Source organism: Nocardia sp. A7 (genome assembly GCF_046549215.1).
Classification (GTDB): Bacteria; Actinomycetota; Actinomycetes; order Mycobacteriales; family Mycobacteriaceae; genus Nocardia.
Window position 1 is genome coordinate 220,839 of record NZ_JAJPWE010000004.1, and the last position, 20,904, is coordinate 241,742.

Here is a 20,904-nt window from a genome sequence, read left to right on the forward strand (position 1 = left end):
TCTCAGCGGACGAGCGAGGGCGCCGACAAGGTCAGCACTTCGGGTGCGGGGCCGCAGCAACCACCCGAGCTTGCGCCTTCGGGCTCGTCGAAAACGCCTGCGCCGCCGCATACTCCGGTCTCGGGCAGGGTGAGCTCGACTCGGGCCGCGGACTCGTGGTCACCGACGAGTTCGGCGGCGATGGAGCGGACCTGTTCGTAACCGGTCATTGCCAGGAAGGTCGGGGCGCGTCCGTAGCTCTTCATGCCGACGAGGTAGACGCCGGATTCGGGGTGAGTCAGTTCGGCGACGCCGTGCGGGTAGACAGTTCCACACGAGTGCACATTCGGGTCGATCAGCGGCGCCAATCGAACCGGGGCTTGCAGCACCGGGTCCAGTTCCAGTCGCACCTCCGACAACCACCCGAGCTCGGGCCGGAAACCAGTGAGGGCCACCACGTTGTCCACATCGCCGATGCGGCGCTCGTCGTCGGCCACGAGTGTGACGCGTCCGCTGTTGTCCGATTCGATTGCCGCAGTGCGGAATCCGGTCACCACCGCGAGGAGCCCGGCGTCAACGACCTTCTTGGCTTGCAGGCCGAGTGCGCCACGCGCGGGCAGTTCATCGGCATCGCCGCCACCGAAGGTCGATTCGGCGGATCCGCGCCGCAGGATCCAGGTCAGCCGGGTTCCCGGCCGCTGCTCCGCCAACTGTGCCAGGGCCACGATGGCGCCGAGCGCGGAGTGGCCGCCACCCGCGATCACCGTGTGCTTGCCGCCGAAGCGGTCGGCCTGCTCGGCGGAGTCGATATCGGGTACCCGGTAGGTCACTGCGGCGGAGCCGCGTTCACCGAGCGCCGGAAGCCCCTCTCCGCCCAGTGGATTCGGTGCTCCCCAGGTACCTGAGGCATCGATTACCGCGCGCGCGAGGACGCGTTCCTCGCTACCGTCGGTGCGGCGCAGGTGCACCGACAGTGGTTCGCTGTCGCGGCCGGCGTCGACGACACGGTCGCGGCCGCGGCGGGCGAGTCCGACGACCTCGCTGTCGTAGCGCACGGAGTCGCCGAGCGCGGCGGCCAGCGGGGCCAGGTAGTCGCGCGCCCATTCCTGTCCGGTCGGGTAGCCCTCGTCGGCGGGGGCGATCCAGCCGGTTCCGTCCAGCGCGCGGCGAGCGGCGGGGGCGATCAGTTCGGCCCACCGGGAGAACAACCGCACGTGATTCCACTCCGCGACCGCGGCACCGGCACGCGGTCCGCGTTCCAGCACCAGCACGTCCACGCCGCGTTCTCGCAGTTCAGCGGCGGCGGCCAGCCCCACGGGCCCGGCTCCTACGACGACGACAGGCAGCTCGGTCATCACACTCTCCATCCATCGATACACATCGATCTAATAGGTGTGACTGTATCGACAGGCGTCTATGAATGCAACCATCGATTGTCGTCGATACAATGACGGTCATGACGTCCCTGGATATGCCCGTCGTGCGCGACGCAGCCGCTCCGCGCGTCGACGCCCTGGCCGACTCCGACGCGGCGACCTACGCCGAATGGTTCGCCTGCCTGGCTGACCCGACTCGTATCCAGCTGCTGCATCTGGTTGCCACGCGCCCGGCCGGGATCACGGTGCGCGAGCTGACCGCCGCTTTAGACATCACGCAGCCGACGGTGTCGCATCACGTCCGCAAGCTCGCCGAAGTCGGTTTCGTCACCACCCATAAGAGCGGGACCTCTACGGTCGTGGCGGTCAACCCGACCTGCTGCACCGGCCTTCCGTACGCTGCCGATGCGGTCATGGGCGTGCTCGCTCCGCGGCCTTGCTGCCCGACCGATCTGCCTGCCGACGTGTCGGTTCGGGCGATGCGTGAGGACGACTGGGACGCGGTCCGACGGATTTACGGCGAGGGCATCGCCACCGGATTGGCCACCTTTGCCACCGAGGTTCCCGACCGGGGGATGTTGGACGCACAGTGGTTGCCTGATCATCGCTGGGTCGCCGAGATCGACGGCGTCGTCGTCGGCTGGGCAAGTCTGAGCGCGGTGTCCGGGCGTGACTGCTACGCCGGCGTCGTCGAGAACTCGGTCTACGTCGGCGACGGCGTCCGCGGACGCGGCGTCGGGAAATCGCTGCTGCGGACCCAGGTCATGGCCGCTGACGAGGCGGGCTTGTGGACGCTGCAGAGTGCGATCTTCCCGGAGAATCGTGCCAGCATCGCGCTGCATCACTCGGCAGGATTTCGCACCGTCGGCGTCCGGGAGCGCATCGCCCAATTGGACGGCGTCTGGCGCGACACCGTCTTGCTGGAACGGCGCAACGCGAGTTCTTGACGCCGTAGATCAGCTCGGCCAAGACCGAACAATGTCGCGTCTAGGCACGGGGCGCCGACCATCTGAGTGGGCATCGCCACCTGTTCACCCGACGTTTGCTTGCACATTGATTCGATGTACGTCAATATCGAGGAATGTCTAAGTCGGAGCTGAACCTGACACCGGTCGAGGCCTGTGCCGCCGAGCCGGTCGTCCGCGATCCCTTGACCCCTCCGGAGGCGGTCGAACTCGCCGCCGTGTTCAAGGCGCTCGCGGATCCGGTGCGCCTTCGACTGTTTTCGCTGGTCGCTAGCCGAGCGGGCGGTGAGGCGTGCGTGTGTGATATCTCCGACGGTGTCGAGGTCAGCCAGCCGACGATCTCGCATCACCTCAAGGTTTTGCGTGAAGCCGGTTTGCTCACCAGTGAGCGCCGCGCCTCGTGGGTGTACTACCGCGTCGTGCCCGAAGCATTCGCCCGCGTCGCGAGCGCCCTGATCACCGAGAGCGTGCACGCATGAGCGCGACCACCACGACCGAGCACCCGCCCGTCGTCGGCAAGCTGTCGACTCTCGACCGTTTCCTGCCGCTGTGGATCGGTGCGGCGATGCTGGCCGGAATCCTTCTGGGGCGCATGATCCCCGGCCTCGGTGACGCGCTCGGCGCGATCGAGATCGACGGTGTTTCGCTGCCGATCGCGATCGGCCTGCTGATCATGATGTACCCGGTACTGGCCAAGGTCCGCTACGACCGCCTCGACTCCGTCACCGGCGACCGCAGACTCCTGATCGGCTCGCTGGCGCTGAACTGGATTCTCGGACCGGCGCTGATGTTCGCGCTGGCCTGGCTGTTCTTGCCCGACCTGCCCGAGTACCGCACCGGCTTGATCATCGTCGGCCTGGCGCGCTGCATCGCGATGGTGATCATCTGGAACGACCTGGCCTGCGGTGACCGCGAAGCCGCCGCGGTACTCGTCGCGCTCAACTCGGTGTTCCAGGTCTTCATGTTCGCCGTGCTCGGCTGGTTCTATCTGTCGATCCTGCCCGGCTGGCTCGGCCTCGAACAAACCCACATCGACACCTCGCCATGGCAGATCGCCAAATCGGTGCTGATCTTCCTCGGCATTCCACTCGTCGCCGGATACCTGACGCGTCGCTTCGGCGAGCGGGCCAAGGGCCGCGAGTGGTACGAGTCGAAGTTCCTGCCCAAGATCGGGCCGTGGGCGCTGTACGGGTTGCTGTTCACGATCGTGATCCTGTTCGCCCTGCAGGGCAAGCAGATCACCTCCCACCCGCTCGACGTCGTACGGATCGCACTGCCGCTGCTGGTGTATTTCGCCCTGATGTGGGGTGGCGGCTACGCACTCGGCGCGGTCATGGGCCTGGGCTACGCGCGCACCACGACCCTGGCGTTCACCGCGGCGGGCAACAACTTCGAGCTCGCGATCGCCGTCGCGATCGCGACCTACGGCGCCACGTCCGGTGAAGCCCTCGCCGGTGTCGTCGGCCCGCTGATCGAAGTTCCGGTGCTGGTCGGCTTGGTCTACGTGTCGCTCGCGCTGCGAAAACGATTCGCCGAAGCCACCGCCTCCAACCCGGCCGTCACCGGGGAAGTCAAGTGAGCGACAAGCCCTCGGTGCTGTTCGTCTGCGTCAAGAACGGCGGAAAGTCGCAGATGGCGGCAGGGCTGATGCGCCACCTGGCCGGTGACCGAGTCCAGGCGTACTCGGCGGGAACCCGCCCCGGCCCCGCGTTGAACGAGCTGTCGGTGGCCTCGCTCGAAGAGCTGGGTATCGACCTTGCCGGCGAGTCGCCCAAACCGATCGACCCCGACCTGCTGCGCACCGTCGACCTGGTGGTCACCCTCGGTCGCGAAGCCCAGGTCGAACCCGTTCCCGGTGTGCGAATCATCAACTGGGACACCGACGAACCCTCCGAACGCGGCATCGACGGCATCGAACGCATGCGCTTGGTGCGCGACGACATCCGCGATCACGTGCAACACCTGCTTTCCGAACTCGACACCTGAATATCATCGGACCCGACCAAGGGACATTTGTCATGGCTGACAGCCCGGTAGACCACGCCCACACTCTCCGCGACACCCTCACCCTCGATCAGAAGCACGCCATGAAAACAGCCGCGACCCGGCTACAGCGCGACTTCGAATCGACCTTCGGCATCGAGACGATCGAACGGTTCCTGTACTCCTCCTACGACCAGTTCGCCGGTCGCGCGACCGTGGTGAACTTTCTGCCGCTGCTCGCCGAGCGGTTCGCTCGACAGCGCCTGATCGCGTTGGCTCGCGTCGAGGGCAAGGCCAACACCGGCAAGCCGACCGTGCTGTTCCTGTGCACCCACAACGCCGGACGTTCGCAGATGGCACTCGGGTTCTTCACCCATCTGGCCGGTGACAACGCGGTGGCCTGGTCGGGTGGTTCCGAGCCCGGCGACGAGATCAACCCCGCCGCCGTGGCCGCGATGGCCGAGGTCGGCATCGACATCACCAACGAGTTCCCCAAGCCGTGGACCGAGGAGATCCTGCAGGCCGCTGACGTCATCATCACGATGGGTTGCGGTGACGCCTGCCCGCTGTACCCGGGACGCCGCTACGAGGAATGGCAGCTCGAAGACCCCGCCGGTCACGATGTCGCCGCGGTGCGTCCGATCCGCGACGACATCGAGACCCGGGTCCGGCATCTGCTCGCCGAACTCGACATCCTCACCCACTGACTCACTCCCTGACCGAAAGGCATTGCAGCCCATGTCGACCAAGCCCAGTGTGCTCTTCGTCTGCGTCCACAACGCCGGACGTTCCCAGATGGCCCAAGGGTTCCTGACCCATCTGGCAGGCGACGCCATCGAGGTCCGTTCCGCTGGTAGCGCACCTGGCAACTCGCTCAACCCGGCCGCGGTCGAGGCGATGGCTGAGCTCGGTATCGACATCACTGCCCAAACGCCGAAGATTCTCACCCCTGACGCGGTGGAGACGTCCTCGGTGGTGATCACCATGGGCTGTGGCGATGCTTGCCCGTATTTCCCCGGTGTCGACTACCGCGACTGGAAGCTCGAAGATCCCGCGGGCAAGGGCGTGGAGTCGGTGCGGCCGATCCGCGACGAGATCAAAAAGCGCATCGAGGAACTGATCGCCGAACTGCTCCCCGCCCGCGCCTGAACCACCCACTCCGAGAAAGCGACATGTTGATGAGCAAGATCGAGGTATTCGAGCCCGCACTGTGCTGCAACACCGGTGTGTGCGGGCCTGATGTCGACCAAGCCCTGGTGAGTTTCTCCGCCGATCTGGACTGGCTGCGCAGCCAGGGCGCAGACATCAGCCGGTTCAACATGGCATCGGAGCCTGTGGCCTTCGCGGGTAACGACGCCGTCCGTAGTTTTCTCGAAGTCGCGGGCTCGCAAGGGCTTCCGCTCGTCCTGGTCGACGGTGTCACCGCGCTGACCGGCCGCTATCCGACGCGTGAGGAGATCACCCTGTGGGCGGGCACCAGCCAGGTGAGCCCGCCGCAGGGTGTGGGTTTGCTCGATATAGCCGAGGACAGCTGCAGCGGACCCGGCTGCTGCTGATCACTGTGGAGACCCCCGCCTTCTTGACCGATGCCCCGCGTTTTGTGTTCTTCACCGGCAAAGGCGGGGTCGGCAAGACCTCGGTCGCCTGTGCGTCGGCGATCGCGCTCGCCCGCGGCGGTGCCCGGGTGCTGCTGGTCAGCACCGATCCCGCCTCCAACGTCGGACACGTCTTCGACACGACCATCGGCGCGTCGGTCACCGCGATCCCTGCGGTGACCGGCCTGTCGGCGTTGGAGATCGATCCACACCAGGTCGCGGCCGCCTACCGCGAACGGATCATCGGACCTGTGCGCGGGCTGCTGCCCGCCGCCGAGATCGACACCATCACCGAACAGTTGTCGGGCTCGTGCACCACCGAGATCGCCTCGTTCAACGAATTCACCGCGCTGCTCGACCCCGCAGCCACCCAGTTCGCGCAGTTCGATCACATCGTTTTCGACACCGCCCCGACCGGCCACACGATCCGACTGCTGCAACTGCCCGGAGCGTGGACCGAATACCTGCAGGGCAGCGGTGACGCCTCCTGCCTCGGACCACTGTCCGGACTGAACGCGCAACGCGAAACCTATGCCGCCGCGGTGCACGCACTGACCGACCCAGCGCTCACGCGTCTGGTCCTGGTCACCCGCGCCCAAAGCGCGGCGTTACGCGAGGTCGCCCGAACCTACGACGAGCTGACCGATATCGGCGTCAAAGCCGGACACCTCATCATCAATGCCGTTCTGCCACAGACGGATACACAGGACGATCTCGCCGCCGCGATCACCCGTCGCGAGAATACGGCGATCGCGGCGATGCCCGAATCGCTGGCCCAGCTGCCGTGCGACCGGATCGCCCTCAAGCCCGTCGAGATGGTCGGCGTGCAGGCACTGGGCATGCTCTTCGACTCCGCCGCAACGGTTTCCGAGCCCATTGACTGCGTTGAACCGCTCATCGAGCCTGCTCCGCTGGCGGCGCTGATCGATGAGCTGGCTCTCGATGACCATGGCCTGATCATGTGCATGGGCAAAGGCGGTGTCGGTAAGACGACCATCGCCGCCGCGATCGCGATTGCCTTGGCCGCCCGCGGCCACGACGTGCACCTGAGCACCACCGATCCCGCCGCGCACCTGACCGACACCCTCGGCACAGGTCTTGCCACCATGCAGGTCTCACGCATCGACCCCGACGAGGCGACCGAGCAGTACCGGCAGCGGGTGCTGCGCACCCGCGGAGCCGATCTCGACGAGCAGGGCCGCGCGGCACTCGCCGAAGATCTGCGCTCGCCCTGCACCGAAGAAGTCGCTGTGTTCCAAGCGTTTTCACGTCTGGTGCACGAGTCGCGGCGTCGCTTCGTGGTCGTCGACACCGCACCGACCGGCCATACCCTGCTGTTGCTCGATGCCACTGGCGCCTATCACCGCGAGATCAGTCGCAACCTCGGCGCTGATCGCAGTTTCACCACTCCGCTCATGCGGTTGCAGGATCCCGCTCAGACGAAGATCCTCGTCGTCACCTCCCCGGAATCGACACCCATCCTCGAATCCGTCGAACTCTGTGCGGATCTGGAACGCGCGTCCATCACCCCGTGGGCATGGGTCCTGAACAACTCCCTCGCCGCAGCCCACCCCACCGATGCGCTGTTGCACGCCCGTGCCGCCACCGAGGTAGCCCATATCGAGGCTGTCGCAACGCGATACAGCCGTCGTCATGCGATCGTCCCGATGCTCAGCTGCGAGCCGACAGGCACCGATCGGCTGGCCGAGCTGTCCGGCGACGCCCCGGTCTCGGCAGGCGAATAGCCACACCAAACATCTCGAATCGAAATTTATCGATCCATAGGGTGTCGAGTCGCCGTCCGTTCATCTCACCGTCACATCGAAATATTTGGATTCAAGGGTCCCGAGATGAGGGATCCGGTGGCCTACACCGGATCCGGGCAATGACTGGAGGCCCCACCCATGATCAAGCGCACCCGCGTGCACCTGACCGCCGCAAGCGCTGTCGCGGCACTGACTTTGGCCCTGTCCGCGTGCGGTGCTGACCCGGAGGGTCCGTCCCTGTCGGGCCCGGTGGTGATCGACGGATCGAGCACCGTCGAACCCCTCTCCGCGGCCGCGGGTGAGCTGTTCATGCAGGACCACAAGGACGTCCAGGTCACCGTTGGCACCTCCGGTACCGGTGGCGGTTTCAAGAAGTTCTGCGTCGGCGAGACCGACATCTCCAACGCCTCACGTCCGATCAAGGACGCCGAGAAGCAGATCTGCACCGACAAGAACGTGCAGTTCAGCGAACTGCACGTCGCCAACGACGCGCTCACCGTCGTGGTGAACAAGGCCAACACTTGGGTGAACTGCCTGACTGTGGCGCAGCTGAAGAAGATCTGGGAGCCTTCCTCCACGGTCAAGAGCTGGAACGAGGTCGACCCGTCGTTCCCGAACGAGCCGCTCAATCTCTATGGCGCGGGCCCTGACTCGGGCACTTTTGACTACTTCACCGGTGTCATCAACGGCAAAGAAGGCGACAGCCGCAAGGACTACAACCCGACCGAGGATGACAACATCACCGTCCAGGGTGTCGCGGGCGCCAAGGGTGGGCTGGGCTACTTCGGGTTCTCCTACTTCGAGGAGAACGAAGCCAAGCTCAAGGCCGTCCAGATCGACGGCGGCAACGGTTGCGTCGCTCCTTCGGTCAAGGCAGCCCAGGACGGCACCTACAAGCCGCTGGCTCGCCCGCTGTTCATCTACGTCTCTGACACGGGTGTGAAGAAGGCGCAGGTCGAGAAGTTCGCCGAGTTCTACATCGACCGCAACGACACCATCGTCGAGGCCGCGAAGTTCGTGCCGCTCACCGACGCCCAGAAGGACAAGACCCGTGCCGCCCTGGCTGATCTCAAGGCCAAGGCGGGCGCTAAGTGACCATTGGTCACCGCACGACCGATGGCCCCTCGACCGCGGGGGGCCATCCCGGCGTGTGGCAAGGAGAGACCGCTGACCTGAGCGCGCGCTCGGCACGGGTCGGCGAACGCATCATCAAGTTCGCGCTGATGTCGTCGGCATTCTTTTCGGTGGTCGTCACCGTGGGAATCGTGCTGTCGCTGATCGTTCCGCTCGGGACGTTCTTCCAGCACGTCGGACTCGGCGAGTTCCTGTTCGGCACAGAATGGACCGCCGCGTTCGGTGACAAGTTCACCTGGGACGACAAGTCCTGGGGTGTGCTGCCTTTGGTGGTCTCGACCATGATGATCACCCTGATCGCGCTCGCCGTCGCCGTGCCGCTGGGCCTGGGTGTCGCGATCTATCTCAGCGAATACGCTTCGCAGCGCGTACGCAAGGTGCTCAAGCCGCTGCTCGAGATCCTGGCCGGCATCCCCACCGTCGTCTACGGATTCCTCGCACTCACCGCGTTGACACCGATCCTCGGCAGCATTTTCGAGTTCCAGGGGATCTACACCAACCTCGCTCCGGGCATCGTGATGGGCTTCATGATCGTGCCGACCGTCGCCTCGCTGAGCGAGGACGCCATGTCGGCGGTGCCGCTGGCGTTGCGCCAGGGCTCGTATGCGTTGGGCGCCAACCGGATGCAGACCACTGTGCGCGTGGTGTTCCCGGCCGCGCTGTCGGGCATTGTCGCCGCGATCGTGCTCGGTATTTCCCGTGCGGTGGGCGAGACGATGATCGTCACCATCGCCGCGGGCAGCAAAGCGCACTTGTCGTTCGATCCGCGTGAGGGCGCGCAGACCATGACCGGGTTCATCGCCCAGATCGCCAGCGGCGACGCACCCCAGGGCAGCCCGGTGTACTACTCGCTCTTCGCGGTCGGCGCACTGCTGTTCGTGATCACCCTGGTGATCAACATGATCAGCATCCGTCTGGTCCGCAAGTACAGGCAGGCCTACTGATGACCTCGACATCGATCATCCGCCCCGATCTGACCAGCAAAAACCACAGTTCGGCACCCTCGACGATCTTCGCGATGCTGCTGTGGGCGAGCTTGGCGATCGTGTGCGTGTTCCTGTTCTTCGTGCTCGCGATCATCGTGCAGAAGGGCGTCGCCCGATTCGACCTCGACCTGGTCACCAACCAGCCCTCCAAGATCGCACCGCAGACCTCCGGCGTCGCCTCTGCCCTGTACGGAACGCTGTGGGTGTGCGTGCTGACCGCGACGTTCGCACTGCCGCTCGGTATCGCCGCCGCGGTCTACCTCGAGGAATACGCCGACCCGAACTCCCGATGGAATCGGTTGGTCGAGTTGAACATTCAGAACCTCGCGGCGGTGCCGACGGTCATCTACGGCATCCTCACCCTGGCGTTCGTGGTGCGCGGCCCGTTCGCGATCGGCGGTGTCGTGTTGGCCGGTGCGATCGCCTTGGCGTTGTTGATCCTGCCGGTCGTCATCATCACCACCCGCGAAGCGCTGCGCGCGGTTCCGCGCGAAATCCGCGACGGCTCCCTGGCATTGGGCGCCACGCTGTGGCAGACCACGTGGAAGCAGACCCTGCCCTCGGCGATCCCCGGCATAGCGACCGGGTCGATCCTGGCGTTGTCGCGAGCGATCGGTGAAGCGGCCCCGCTGATCCTGGTCGGCGCGACGACCTTCGTCACCTTCAACCCGGACGGGGTGTTCGACCGCTACACCACCTTGCCCGTGCAGATCTACAACCTCGTCCCGCAAGACCGCCAAGCCTTCCGCGACCTGGCCTACGCCGCGATCCTGCTCCTGCTCATCGTCTTGCTGGCCATGAACGCTGTCGCGATCTGGCTGCGCAACCGCTACCAGCGCCAGTGGTGAACCCGTCATGAAGGAGAAGACCATGACCACAGCAGATTCCCACCTCACCGCGGGCAGCGGCCGACGATCCACCCGCATCAAGATCGAACCAACCCAGTCCCTGCCCGCGGTGGGCGGGCAACCCGACGGCGTGATCAGCCTGCGCGACCTCGCGGTCTACTACAAAGACTTCCGGGCGGTCTCGGATGTGACCATGTCGTTCAGCAGCAAAGAGATCACCGCGCTGATCGGACCGTCGGGCTGCGGCAAATCCACCGTCCTGCGTTGCCTGAACCGGATGAACGACCTCGTCCCCGGAGCCAGGGTCGAAGGCCGTGTCGCCTACCACGGCGCCGACATCTACGGCGCCGGTGTCGACGTCATCGAAGTCCGCCGCCGCATCGGCATGGTGTTCCAGAAGGCCAACCCGTTCCCGAAATCGATCTACGACAACGTCGCCTACGGCCCCCGCGTGACGGGCATGCAGATCGAGAGCATGGACGAACTCATCGAACAGGCACTGCGCGGGGCGGCGCTCTGGGACGAGGTCAAAGACAAGCTCAAGGAGAACGCGTTCGGTCTGTCCGGCGGTCAACAGCAACGCCTGTGCATCGCGCGCGCGATCGCCACCTCCCCGGAAGTGATCTTGATGGACGAGCCGTGCTCGGCACTCGACCCGATCGCCACCGGCAAGATCGAAGACCTGATGACCGAGCTCGCCTCGGAGTTCACGATCATCATCGTCACCCACAACATGCAGCAGGCCGCCCGAGTCTCCCAGCGCACCGCGTTCTTCACCGCAGCCGCCGACGACAAGGGCCAGCGCACCGGAGCCCTGGTCGAATACGCCCCCACGGAGCAGATCTTCGGCAATCCCGTCGACCCTCGAACCGAGGACTACATCAGTGGCCGGTTCGGCTGAGATGCCCGACCCGCTCACCGAGGCATGGGAATTGGGCTACTCGCAGTTCCATGCCCGTCGCCGCGCCTGCGTCACCGGTGCCATCCGTGACCGGATGACCCTGTTGGTCGTCGACGAGGCAGACATCGCCCGAACCCTCGGTGTGGAACTGGCTGGGCAACCGGTCGAAATACGGGTGTGCAGCGACCCGGCACAGGCACTGCTCGTTCTCGGACGGACTTGTCCGGACGCGGTGTTACTCGGACCAGCGGTCGGGCGGCTGTCCGCGATCGATTTCCTCGAGATCCTGCGGGCCGAGGAACCCGGCATCCCGGTACTGGTGGCCGCAGGCTCGGGCGACGGCGCGTTCGCCGCCCGAGCCTCCGAGCACGGCGTGACCGCCGTCATACCCAGGCCCTACCGCAGCCGCGAACTACTCGCGATCCTGCAGTCCCTCGCAGTCGCCTCCGAGCCGCTCGCGATCCACCCCATGGTGATCGACCTGGGCAGACTGCGTATCGACGGCGCCGCCCCGCGGATCTGGCTCGACGGGGAGCAGATCATGCTGCCCCCAAGGGAATTCCTGCTGCTGCGCTACCTCGCCGAACGCGAAGGCTCGGTCATACCGCGCAAGGATCTGGTCCGCGCGTTATGGGGTGACCAACCGGTATCGAGTAACAGCCTGACCGTGCACGTACTGCGATTGCGACGACGCCTCGGTGACGACGAACACAACCCGCAATGGATCCGAGCGATCCGTCGACTGGGCTACCAGTTCGACGTGCCGCCACGTTCACCGAACGTTCACCGCACATGAGCACGATGTCACCATGGCAGCGTCACCGAAGGACACCGAACAGCACAGCACCACCGCAGTCGCGACCGTTACCGGTCACGAACCCGCCGTGGCCGCTCGCCTGTTCAAGGCCCTCGGCGACCCCATCCGCGTCAAACTCCTCATCCTGGTGCGTCGGTCCGCCGGTGGCGAAGCATGCTTCTGCGACCTAGCCGAGGAATTCGACTTCGCCCAGTCCACGCTCAGTCATCACCTGCGGATTCTCGTCGACGCAGGGGTGCTGTCGCGAACCCGCCGGGGGCGGTGGAGCTGGTACCGCGTCGAGCACGAAGCTCTCGACGAGATGGAGCTGATTCTGCGCGCCGGTGGTCCCTTGCGTGCGAGCCCGGGCAGCAACTGCGCCTCCTGACTCCGTCAGCGTCTTGTCCATCTGAGGTTCACCAGCCGTTCCTTGATCACCGGGTCGACACCCCGCAGGATCGAAATATGTCGATCCAACCCGCTCGTCGAGCCGTGCCTTTCGGTGCGGCCGGGAGGCTCGGCATCGCCATGGCAATCGAGTTCGTCGGCACAGCTCTGCTGGCGACACTGCTGTCGATGATCCGGGTGGCAACCGACGCGTCTCGACACTCCGGTAGCAGCGAATCGGTGACAGCAGCAGTGTCGGTGAGCGTGCTCGCCGCCTGCGGCGCCCTGCTGGCTCTCGCCCACGGTGCGCACCTCAATCCCCTTCTCACACTGGCTGCTTGGTTCGACGGCCGCCGTTTCCGCCACGACGGCCGGATAGTTTTCGCCTACTTCGCGGCGCAGGGCGCAGGCGCGTTCGTCGCTTTGACTGCGATCGATCTGGTGATCGACGGTCGACAGCTTCCCGCTGTCGACACTGCGGCGACGACCTGGCTGGTCGGCACCGAATTCGTTTGTGCCACCGGCTTGGTCGCGCTGTTCCTGATCTTCGCCACTGCGCGGCGCGGTTCATCGATCGCCGCAGCATTGGGTGGGTACCTCGACGTCATCACCGTGGTCGGCTGGTCGTATTCGTTGGCCAACCCGGCGCTTGTTCTCGCAACCCTGCCGCACACATCCTGGGAAGACGGCACCACCGATACCGCCGTTGTCGTACTTGCCGCCCTTTGCGGGGGCGGGTTCATCGGTGCCCAATTCTTCGCCGCTGAAAAGAGCGGAGGTGTGGATCTTCGGCCGAGAAAATCGATAAATATCCATCACTGAGAACTCATTCTCCAACGTAAACTGCGACGGTGAACAATCACCTGCCGCGCGCGAAACTGTCGCTCCAGCCCAGGCCTGACAGTAGGTTCTACCTGCCTAAATGCAACTTTATGAGGGTCGCCTAATTGGATTGAAATTCACTTTCCGGACTCTTTTCGATCCATTTCTGCCTCTACCGTCCCGAATACCACTCTATTTCGGGAGATTTCGTGAACCTCAAACCACTCGCCCTGTTCGTGAAGCACGACGGTCAGTCGTCGCGCACTTCCATGACATGCCAGTACAAATGCGGCAATGCGTGCTTCCATGAGGTCTCCAACACCTCCGACGGCGCGTACTTCGGCGACATCGTCTCCGCACTCTCCCGCCGCGGCGTGCTCAAGGGCGGCGCTGCCGCGGTTCTCGCGGTCGGTGCGGGCAGCGTCCTGGCCGCCTGTGGCGACGACGCTCCGGCCGATCCGGCCGCCAATCCCGCGGGCTCCCCGGGAACCGGCACCGAGTTCACCGCGATCGCGCCCAACACTCGCGACGAGGTCGTGATTCCCGACGGATACGAACAGCAGGTCGTTATCCGTTGGGGCGACCCGCTTTTCGCTGATTCGCCGAAGTTCGATTTCGACAACCAGACCGCGGCCGCCCAGGCCAAGCAGTTCGGCTTCAACGCCGACTATGCCGCACTGCTACCGGTCGAGGGCGCACCGAACAAGTACGTGCTGGTCGTCAGCCACGAGTACACCACCGAGCCGATGATGTTCCGCGGGTTCACTCCCGACACAGTCACCCAGGCGCAGTACGAAATCGCCTTGGCTGCACACGGTTTGACGGTCGTCGAGGTGCAGGGCGAAGCCGGGACCGGCAAGCTCACCGCGGGTTTGGGCAAGTACAACCGACGCGTCACCGCCACCACCGAGATCGGTTTCACGGGTCCCGCCGCGGGCAGCGACCTGCTCAAGACCTCCGTAGACGCTACGGGGACAATGGTTCTCGGCACACTGAACAATTGCGGTGGTGGTGTCACCCCGTGGGGCACGGTGCTCTCGGGCGAGGAGAACTTCAACGGCTACTTCGCCGGTGAAGCCAGCGACCCGGCGGTCGCGGCACGCCACAAGCGCTACGGCGTCGGCAAGGTCGATATCCCGCGCCACTGGGAGCGTTTCGACAAGCGTTTCGACGTCGCGAAGGAACCCAACGAAGCCAACCGATTCGGTTGGACCCTTGAGATCGATCCCTTCGATGCTTCGTCCACCCCGGTCAAGCACACCGCGCTGGGTCGGTTCAAGCACGAAAGCGCCGAAATCTATGTCACCGGCGACGGCACGGTTGTGCTGTACATGGGTGACGACGAGCGCTTCGAGTACATGTACAAATTCGTGTCCTCGAAGAAGGTCCAGTCCGGCACCGGTGCCGCGGCCCGCCGCCACAACATGACCATCCTGTCCGAAGGCACCCTCTACGTCGCCAAGGTCACCGGCGACCACCCCGACAAGATCGACGGCACCGGAAAGGTCCCCTCCGACAAGGGATTCACCGGCACCGGCCAGTGGCTCCCGCTGCTCGAAGCCCGCGCCGACGGCCAGAGCAAGTCCCTCGTCGACGGCATGAGCGCCGCCGAGGTCGCCGTGTTCACCCGCCTGGCCGCCGACAAGGCAGGCGCGACCAAGATGGACCGCCCCGAAGACATCCAGCCCAACCCCAAGACCGGCAAGGTCTACGTCGCGCTGACCAACAACACCAACCGCGGCAAAGAAGGCTTCGCTGGTCCCGACGAAGCCAACCCGCGCAACCAGAACAAGAACGGCCAGATCCTCGAGATCACTGACGACCACAAGGGCACCAGCTTCACCTGGACGCTGCTGCTGGTCTGCGGTGACCCCGCCGCCGCCGACACCTACTTCGCCGGTTTCGACAAGACCAAGGTCAGCCCGATCTCCTGCCCCGACAACGTCGCCTTCGACCCCTACGGCAACCTGTGGATCTCCACCGACGGCAACGCCCTGAAGTCCAACGACGGCCTGTTCTCCGTCGTCCTCGACGGCCCCAACCGTGGTGAGACAAAGCAGTTCTTGACCGTGCCGATCGGCGCCGAAACCTGCGGCCCGATCATCGAGGAGAACCGGGTCGTGGTCTGCGTGCAGCACCCCGGTGAGTCCGACACCGCCACCCCCGACAAGCCGACCTCCCACTGGCCCGACGGCGGCACCGCGCAACCCCGCGCGTCGGTTGTGGTCGTCTGGAAGAAGAACGGCGGCCGCATCGGCCGCTGATGCCGAGGTTCCTTGCTCCCGCTTCCCGGTCGGAGCAACGCACCCCCGTAGCGATCGCGGCGATCGCTACGGGGGTGCGGCTAGTCCTTCAGCTTCCTGGCGAGGTCGCACCTGGTCGACCCAACTCACGTTGCCAGCTCAGGCTTTGGCGCTAGGAAATGAAGGGAACCGTGAGAAGGCGCGCGGGCATCAGATCGGCAGATCGGCAACAAAGACAAGGTCAGCGCGCCGTGAAATGAAGCGAGGAGTGAGAACCTACACGGACTGTCCCGACCGCGTGCACGGCACTGTCACGGGTCGGGGCGGGCGATTGAACAGGCAGGATTCCGGCGTCTCCTGTTCGTTGTAGCAAGCAGCCCGGTCCGGCACGAGCGGGCTGTGGTCAGCCGGTAGCTGAAAGATCGCTGCCCCGTAACTGTGTCAGGCACAAACGATGCAGTAGCTCGCGGGCATCTCGAAGGCTGGGACGGCGTATACAGATCAGAACCGGGCGTACCCGCCAGCATTCCAGACATGCCACCGATACTGATGAGGCAGAAACGGTTGACGTCCAGGAATAGCCGGGGTGGGGGAGTACGGCCAGAACGCGGTGCCACAGCGATGGCAATAGAAGCCGGCCTGCCACAACGCGCGAGCGCTGGGGCGTCCACGTTTGATCAGTGTGTTGATGCGACGCCGACCCTTTGCCGCTGACAATGTCAGAAACCCGGGGGTGGCGAGCGCGCCTACGAAGCAGAGCGCGGCAACGACCTTGGCCCATATGGGACTGGGATTCTCCGCGACCACGGACGCGACCGATGGCGGCAGCGCCAGAAACGCCGGGATCATCAGCAACCACCCCGTGCGAGTCAAACGGCCTGTCGGGCGCAGGGGAGGTGAGAGGGCGAAACTCGCCGCGAGAGCGGTCGTGTGTCTGCGGTCGACGACCATGGTTCCGATCACTGGCACGAAGCCAGTCGATGAGACCCCGAACCCCGAATACGATCCCGCCCCAACGGAAGTCGAGGTCCCGTTGGCACTCAGCGCGGGCACGCTCTGGACGCAGTCGAGTTGACCGCAACCGGGGCAGTTGATGTCGATGGTCATGCGGGATGTACCTCCCCCAGCCGCGGCATCGCCGACGGATGGTCGCGGTGCCGCCTGCGAAGAAACTCCTGGCAAACCGAATTGAACACCGCTAGTGGCTTGATGTCGAGCAGCTATTTCAACAAAACGCATGGTCGGTTCTCCTTTTGGGGGCGCGATGTGCGAGTCGCCGTGCACGTGCTTGTGAAGCCCCTGGCTGCGCAGCAACTCGAGTGCCAGCACCTTCCTGCCGGATACTCAGGGGCTACGGGTTCGACCGCGTGAGCGAGGACAAGGGCACTATGTGAGTGAAAACACAGTTCTGATGACTGCCTCCCCGGATGGATTGCTCGCACTTCGGCCAATCTCGCACGGGGTCAGGGTCGCGAGAATATGCTGGTCAGACCCTGGTGACAGAGTCACCAGGGCGTTGTGGGGCCGGAATGCCACCTGCGGTTTTGACGCGTCACCACTTAACCCGGTATTTTGATTCTCGCAAGGTCGCGAAACGTCCCGAAACGGCACTCAACCAGGAAGGCAGGGGTCCCTGAACAGGGAAAATGAGAGGGTCACCGAAGAGGTTCAAGTCCTCCTAGGGCCTAAATACCCTGCGACCCTGCAAAATACATCATCCCGCAGTTCGCATATCCGCGCAAGTGTGGCTTCTTTCCGCCTGGTTGGACGGTTCGCCGATGGGTGCGTTTCGAGCTGAAGCAAGCTCGATCAAGCCCGTTTCGGTTGGCTCAGTCGTTGCGCTCTCGTCGTCCCGGCGCGCGGCTTGATTCTCGAAAATTCTGCAGCGATGAGTATTTTCCGCTCAGAAATATTCCTGTCGCGCACAATTGACTGTGCAATCGCGTGAATAGTGTGCTCAAAGAGATTTCGACCGGGCAATTGCGTCTGGCGGGTTGGCGGGTCGTGGCCGCGCATAAGATATCGAGGATTGGTTGTCGACAATAGTCGCCGACTACATTATCGGACGCTGGTATCGGAAGGGCTATTCGGCTGCCGCTTGTTATCGGCCCTGTGGTGGAATCGGCCGGCGGTGGCGGGTGCGCTGTGGTCGGTTGGGCCGGATTGGAGGCTCCGCACTCGCCGCACGTTTTAAGGACTTGCCCGGATGGCTGGTGGCCTCGATGGCTGCGGCGATGTCGCTGGTGGTGAGAAACCAGGTACGGCCTGCTCTGTGTCCCGGGAAGCGTCCAGCTCTGAGTTGCTGCGTGTACCAGCGTTCGGACTTGCCCAGTGCTCGGGCTCCGGCGGACACCGGGTACGTCGGTTCGTGGGGAGCACCAGGAACGGGTTGTTCAAGTTCGGAGCGTGCGACGTCCAGATCGTCGTTCATCGTCGGCCTCCTGGCTTTGAGGCTGTCGATCGAGGTGATGGTGACGTGCGATCGACATCGGGGATGAGTTGGATTCTATGGCGTCCCGGTAGCTGATCCGTGCTATTCGGTCGATCGGCTGCGAAAGTTCCTGCTGGGGGCCACCATATACGTGGTCGGATCTCTGATATCCGCAGTTGCTGAGTGGTCCGGGACGTGTTGTGGCCGGGCGAGATTCACGGTCGGTGCGACCGAGATCTCAATGAGACGAGTGTTCGGGTCCGACGAAAGGATTTCCGATGAGTGCTCCTCGGCCGCGCCAGCGCAAGGACGGCACAATCAATTGGCAGGTCCCGTTTCACTACTTCGACACAGACGGGGTTCGCCGCAGCACGGCAGAGAGTTTCGATGAGGATTACGAGGAAGCGGTCTGGTGGTCTGAGTATCTCGACCGTCACGGACTGGACCGGGCTTTGGCGATCTTGCCGGCCAGACGTGCGGGTGCGGACGGGGGTGTGTTGTTGGGTGGCTGGCTCACCGACTACGCAGACCGACTGCTGAAGGTCGGCAGTATCTCCCCGCCGGTCCATCGCAAATACCTCGGATACGTGCGCAACGATGTCGTCCCGTTCTTCGGGGCGACAGCCACTCTCGACGCGGTCACTGCCGACAGCGACGCAGCGTGGATCGTGTTCCTGGCGGAAGACAAGGGCCACAAACCCCACACGATCCACAACAAGCACGGGTTCCTCTCGGGTGGATTGCGGGCGGCGGTGAATCAGCGCCCGTTCGGGCTGTTGCCGTTCAACCCGTGCTCCGGTGTTCGGTTACCTGCCGATCGCGGTCGAAAGCATTGCATCTTCGACAATGACGAGTGGGAGTTGTTCGAGGAGTTGATCTTTCCGCGGTGGCGTCCGCAGGCTGAGTTCGGGCTGGTGTCGATGGCACGGCCGTCGGAGATCGGGGCGTTGCTGGTGCGCGATGTGCACCCTGTGACGGGGGTGGTGCAGATCGATAAGGCGTGGAAAGACGCTGGCTCGCGGTTGGTCTTGGGTCCGCCGAAGACCGAACGTGGAGAACGTAGCATCAATGTGCCGCTCCAAACTCTCGAGCGCCTCGATCTGGACCGCGATGGCGATGAATACTTGTTCTGCACTAAGGATAAGGGCCCGATCACGGCCGCGAGCTTCTATGAGAAGGCGTGGCAACCGGCGTTGCGGCGCCTGGAGGCACTCGCCAGTGCGGTGGCGGCGTTCAATGCGGGCAACGACACTCTGGCTCAGGCGCATCTTCAGCCGTTTACTCACCGGGCGAGGTGGACTGGCGTCGATGCGGAGGAATTGATCACCCGCTATCCCGCGGCATTGCAGTCGCTACGGCGCAAACACCTGACTCCGTACATGTTGCGCCACACCGGGATCTCGTGGAAGTTGCAGGACGGGGTGCCGATCTTCGTGGTATCCCGTGACGCTGGACACGAGTCGGTCGCCGTGACAGACCGGGTCTACGGTCACAACGACCGCAGACCCAGCGAATCCGCCGCGAAGACGATTGGCCAACGGCTGCCTCGGGTCCGCGCGCCTATGCTCGACGCCGAAGGCTGACCCGATCGGTCGCGTGACTGGCGGGATTCCATTCCATTCCACGCGGCCGAAATGGAATGGAATGGAATCATCCGCAGCATGATCTTCGTGCCGAGCACGCCTACGGCTCTGGCATGGACCTGCGTCGGCATCGGTCGAGATCGATTTGCCAGACCTTCGCGGAATCAGGCGACAGTCTTTGCGCAATCACGTCATTCGAGAGGCCCCGCATTCATCGTGACCGAGCCGGAGGACGGTGATGCCTCGGCACGGTCGGCCTGGTTGTGGAGACAGTTTTCCTTGGAGGTTGCGAAGGTTCCGAAGGCCGCGGCGTCGCTGAGAATCCGGCTGATAGTGGAGCGGCTCTTGTTCAGTTCGGTGGCGATGCGCGTGGGATTCCAGCCGTCGAGATGGTGATGGGCCAGTGCTCTGGCGACGAGTTCGGGGTCTCGTCGCCGGGCTGGATCACGTGCGCACAGCTGCGTCGCCAGTTCGGAGAAGTCACGGCTGCAGTCTGGGGATCTGGATGGGACCGTGCGCACAGCTCTGGCCACCACGAGCTCTTTCTGCGCGACCTCGCCGGGCACTACCGACAGATTCTGTGGCTCGGATAAATCGGTGGGCGCACGGTCACCAGCGTGCGCACGCTGGTGACCGCGACCCGGGGTCGAGTAGGCGAGCGCGAGCAATGCGACAGTGGCCTGGGCCATCGAGCCCTCGATGATCAACGGCCACAACCACGCTTCACCGCGGGGAACTCCGGCGGTCAAGGCTAGTGACCGCAGAGCGGTGAAGGACAACCAGAACGCGCCGGTGGCGATCAGGACTGTCATGGCGGTTGCGACCCAGCGTGTGGCTCGGGTCGCGGTGTGTGCACGGGCGAGGACGGTTACTCCGTGCACGGCGGCGAGCAGTGCCAGGGGCGGGATGATCGCGACCGCCGCAGCGACGACGGGCAGTGCGGTGTCGTGGAGGAGGGCTTGGGTGGCGTTGCCGGTGATGCTGACGGTGGCCGCAGCGGCGAGCACGGTCCAGAAAAATGCGTGCGCACGCGTTTTCGGTGGATCCGTCTGCGAATATGTCGTCCGCACGGCAGGGTCTGGCTCGGTAAGAGCGAAGTCGATCATGAG

General features: G+C 64.5%; 20 protein-coding genes. 17 read left to right on the forward strand and 3 right to left on the reverse strand.

What is annotated here, in order from left to right; translation table 11 throughout:
• Positions 1 to 2: 2 nt before the first annotated feature.
• Positions 3 to 1,334: an FAD-dependent oxidoreductase gene (locus ACLJPD_RS22945; RefSeq protein WP_410874787.1), complete on the reverse strand. Its 1,332-nt coding sequence runs from the start codon at positions 1,332 to 1,334 to the stop codon at positions 3 to 5.
• A gap of 101 nt (positions 1,335 to 1,435) precedes the next feature.
• On the opposite strand from ACLJPD_RS22945, the gene ACLJPD_RS22950 reads away from it, so the two are divergent.
• The 16 genes from ACLJPD_RS22950 (at position 1,436) to ACLJPD_RS23025 (ending at position 15,802) form a co-directional block, all read left to right on the forward strand.
• Positions 1,436 to 2,302: a helix-turn-helix domain-containing GNAT family N-acetyltransferase gene (locus ACLJPD_RS22950; protein ID WP_410874789.1), complete on the forward strand. Its 867-nt coding sequence runs from the start codon at positions 1,436 to 1,438 to the stop codon at positions 2,300 to 2,302.
• Between the two features lie 134 nt (positions 2,303 to 2,436).
• Positions 2,437 to 2,799, forward strand: a complete 363-nt coding sequence (locus tag ACLJPD_RS22955) for an ArsR/SmtB family transcription factor (RefSeq protein ID WP_410874790.1) — start codon at positions 2,437 to 2,439, stop codon at positions 2,797 to 2,799.
• Positions 2,796 to 3,899, forward strand: coding sequence for an ACR3 family arsenite efflux transporter (gene arsB, locus ACLJPD_RS22960; protein WP_410874791.1), 1,104 nt, complete (start codon positions 2,796 to 2,798; stop codon positions 3,897 to 3,899). The genes ACLJPD_RS22955 and arsB overlap by 4 nt, the downstream gene beginning before the upstream one ends.
• Before the next feature lie 53 nt (positions 3,900 to 3,952).
• On the forward strand, positions 3,953 to 4,306 hold the full coding sequence (locus ACLJPD_RS22965; protein WP_410875417.1) for a low molecular weight phosphatase family protein: 354 nt from the start codon (positions 3,953 to 3,955) through the stop codon (positions 4,304 to 4,306).
• A gap of 32 nt (positions 4,307 to 4,338) precedes the next feature.
• Positions 4,339 to 5,010, forward strand: coding sequence for an arsenate reductase ArsC (locus ACLJPD_RS22970; protein WP_378908491.1), 672 nt, complete (start codon positions 4,339 to 4,341; stop codon positions 5,008 to 5,010).
• 31 nt (positions 5,011 to 5,041) lie between these two features.
• On the forward strand, positions 5,042 to 5,452 hold the full coding sequence (locus tag ACLJPD_RS22975) for an arsenate reductase ArsC (RefSeq protein WP_410874792.1): 411 nt from the start codon (positions 5,042 to 5,044) through the stop codon (positions 5,450 to 5,452).
• A 29-nt stretch (positions 5,453 to 5,481) separates the two neighbouring features.
• Complete coding sequence (gene arsD / locus ACLJPD_RS22980; RefSeq protein ID WP_410874794.1) at positions 5,482 to 5,859, forward strand: arsenite efflux transporter metallochaperone ArsD; 378 nt, start codon at positions 5,482 to 5,484, stop codon at positions 5,857 to 5,859.
• A 5-nt stretch (positions 5,860 to 5,864) separates the two neighbouring features.
• On the forward strand, positions 5,865 to 7,643 hold the full coding sequence (gene arsA / locus ACLJPD_RS22985) for an arsenical pump-driving ATPase (protein WP_410874796.1): 1,779 nt from the start codon (positions 5,865 to 5,867) through the stop codon (positions 7,641 to 7,643).
• A gap of 159 nt (positions 7,644 to 7,802) precedes the next feature.
• Positions 7,803 to 8,759 carry a PstS family phosphate ABC transporter substrate-binding protein gene (locus ACLJPD_RS22990; protein ID WP_410874797.1) on the forward strand — a complete coding sequence of 319 codons (957 nt, stop codon included), beginning with the start codon at positions 7,803 to 7,805 and terminating at the stop codon, positions 8,757 to 8,759.
• Entirely contained in the window at positions 8,756 to 9,742 is a 987-nt protein-coding gene (gene pstC / locus ACLJPD_RS22995) for a phosphate ABC transporter permease subunit PstC (RefSeq protein WP_410874798.1), read from the forward strand. Before ACLJPD_RS22990 ends, pstC begins: the two co-directional genes overlap by 4 nt.
• The gene (gene pstA, locus ACLJPD_RS23000) at positions 9,742 to 10,632 is read left to right on the forward strand and encodes a phosphate ABC transporter permease PstA (protein ID WP_410874799.1); all 891 of its coding nucleotides are present in this window, start codon (positions 9,742 to 9,744) and stop codon (positions 10,630 to 10,632) included. The genes pstC and pstA overlap by 1 nt, the downstream gene beginning before the upstream one ends.
• A gap of 22 nt (positions 10,633 to 10,654) precedes the next feature.
• Positions 10,655 to 11,533: a phosphate ABC transporter ATP-binding protein PstB gene (gene pstB / locus ACLJPD_RS23005; protein WP_410874800.1), complete on the forward strand. Its 879-nt coding sequence runs from the start codon at positions 10,655 to 10,657 to the stop codon at positions 11,531 to 11,533.
• Positions 11,517 to 12,329, forward strand: coding sequence for a response regulator transcription factor (locus ACLJPD_RS23010; RefSeq protein WP_410874802.1), 813 nt, complete (start codon positions 11,517 to 11,519; stop codon positions 12,327 to 12,329). The genes pstB and ACLJPD_RS23010 overlap by 17 nt, the downstream gene beginning before the upstream one ends.
• Before the next feature lie 13 nt (positions 12,330 to 12,342).
• Positions 12,343 to 12,717, forward strand: coding sequence for an ArsR/SmtB family transcription factor (locus ACLJPD_RS23015; RefSeq protein ID WP_410874803.1), 375 nt, complete (start codon positions 12,343 to 12,345; stop codon positions 12,715 to 12,717).
• 77 nt (positions 12,718 to 12,794) lie between these two features.
• Positions 12,795 to 13,538 (forward strand): aquaporin, encoded by a 744-nt coding sequence (locus tag ACLJPD_RS23020; protein ID WP_410874804.1) that lies wholly within the window; start codon positions 12,795 to 12,797, stop codon positions 13,536 to 13,538.
• 209 nt (positions 13,539 to 13,747) lie between these two features.
• Positions 13,748 to 15,802, forward strand: coding sequence for a PhoX family protein (locus tag ACLJPD_RS23025; protein WP_410874805.1), 2,055 nt, complete (start codon positions 13,748 to 13,750; stop codon positions 15,800 to 15,802).
• Positions 15,803 to 16,282: 480 nt separating this feature from the next.
• Here ACLJPD_RS23025 and ACLJPD_RS23030 read toward each other — a convergent pair whose 3' ends face one another.
• On the reverse strand, positions 16,283 to 16,888 hold the full coding sequence (locus ACLJPD_RS23030; protein WP_410874807.1) for a hypothetical protein: 606 nt from the start codon (positions 16,886 to 16,888) through the stop codon (positions 16,283 to 16,285).
• Between the two features lie 1,602 nt (positions 16,889 to 18,490).
• Here ACLJPD_RS23030 and ACLJPD_RS23035 point away from each other — a divergent pair.
• The gene (locus ACLJPD_RS23035; RefSeq protein WP_410874808.1) at positions 18,491 to 19,795 is read left to right on the forward strand and encodes a tyrosine-type recombinase/integrase; all 1,305 of its coding nucleotides are present in this window, start codon (positions 18,491 to 18,493) and stop codon (positions 19,793 to 19,795) included.
• 191 nt (positions 19,796 to 19,986) lie between these two features.
• Here ACLJPD_RS23035 and ACLJPD_RS23040 read toward each other — a convergent pair whose 3' ends face one another.
• Positions 19,987 to 20,901, reverse strand: a complete 915-nt coding sequence (locus tag ACLJPD_RS23040; RefSeq protein WP_410874809.1) for a DUF2637 domain-containing protein — start codon at positions 20,899 to 20,901, stop codon at positions 19,987 to 19,989.
• Between the last annotated feature and the right edge of the window lie 3 nt (positions 20,902 to 20,904).

Bases quoted from the DNA above. Each gene is read 5' to 3' on its own strand.
- ACLJPD_RS22945 (WP_410874787.1), bottom strand. From the start codon at position 1,334: ATGACCGAGCTGCCTGTCGTCGTCGTAGGAGCCGGGCCCGTGGGGCTG.
- ACLJPD_RS22950 (WP_410874789.1), top strand. From the start codon at position 1,436: ATGACGTCCCTGGATATGCCCGTCGTGCGCGACGCAGCCGCTCCGCGC.
- ACLJPD_RS22955 (WP_410874790.1), top strand. From the start codon at position 2,437: ATGTCTAAGTCGGAGCTGAACCTGACACCGGTCGAGGCCTGTGCCGCC.
- arsB (WP_410874791.1), top strand. From the start codon at position 2,796: ATGAGCGCGACCACCACGACCGAGCACCCGCCCGTCGTCGGCAAGCTG.
- ACLJPD_RS22965 (WP_410875417.1), top strand. From the start codon at position 3,953: ATGGCGGCAGGGCTGATGCGCCACCTGGCCGGTGACCGAGTCCAGGCG.
- ACLJPD_RS22970 (WP_378908491.1), top strand. From the start codon at position 4,339: ATGGCTGACAGCCCGGTAGACCACGCCCACACTCTCCGCGACACCCTC.
- ACLJPD_RS22975 (WP_410874792.1), top strand. From the start codon at position 5,042: ATGTCGACCAAGCCCAGTGTGCTCTTCGTCTGCGTCCACAACGCCGGA.
- arsD (WP_410874794.1), top strand. From the start codon at position 5,482: ATGAGCAAGATCGAGGTATTCGAGCCCGCACTGTGCTGCAACACCGGT.
- ACLJPD_RS22990 (WP_410874797.1), top strand. From the start codon at position 7,803: ATGATCAAGCGCACCCGCGTGCACCTGACCGCCGCAAGCGCTGTCGCG.
- pstA (WP_410874799.1), top strand. From the start codon at position 9,742: ATGACCTCGACATCGATCATCCGCCCCGATCTGACCAGCAAAAACCAC.
- pstB (WP_410874800.1), top strand. From the start codon at position 10,655: ATGACCACAGCAGATTCCCACCTCACCGCGGGCAGCGGCCGACGATCC.
- ACLJPD_RS23015 (WP_410874803.1), top strand. From the start codon at position 12,343: ATGGCAGCGTCACCGAAGGACACCGAACAGCACAGCACCACCGCAGTC.
- ACLJPD_RS23020 (WP_410874804.1), top strand. From the start codon at position 12,795: ATGTCGATCCAACCCGCTCGTCGAGCCGTGCCTTTCGGTGCGGCCGGG.
- ACLJPD_RS23030 (WP_410874807.1), bottom strand. From the start codon at position 16,888: ATGACCATCGACATCAACTGCCCCGGTTGCGGTCAACTCGACTGCGTC.
- ACLJPD_RS23035 (WP_410874808.1), top strand. From the start codon at position 18,491: ATGAGTGCTCCTCGGCCGCGCCAGCGCAAGGACGGCACAATCAATTGG.
- ACLJPD_RS23040 (WP_410874809.1), bottom strand. From the start codon at position 20,901: ATGATCGACTTCGCTCTTACCGAGCCAGACCCTGCCGTGCGGACGACA.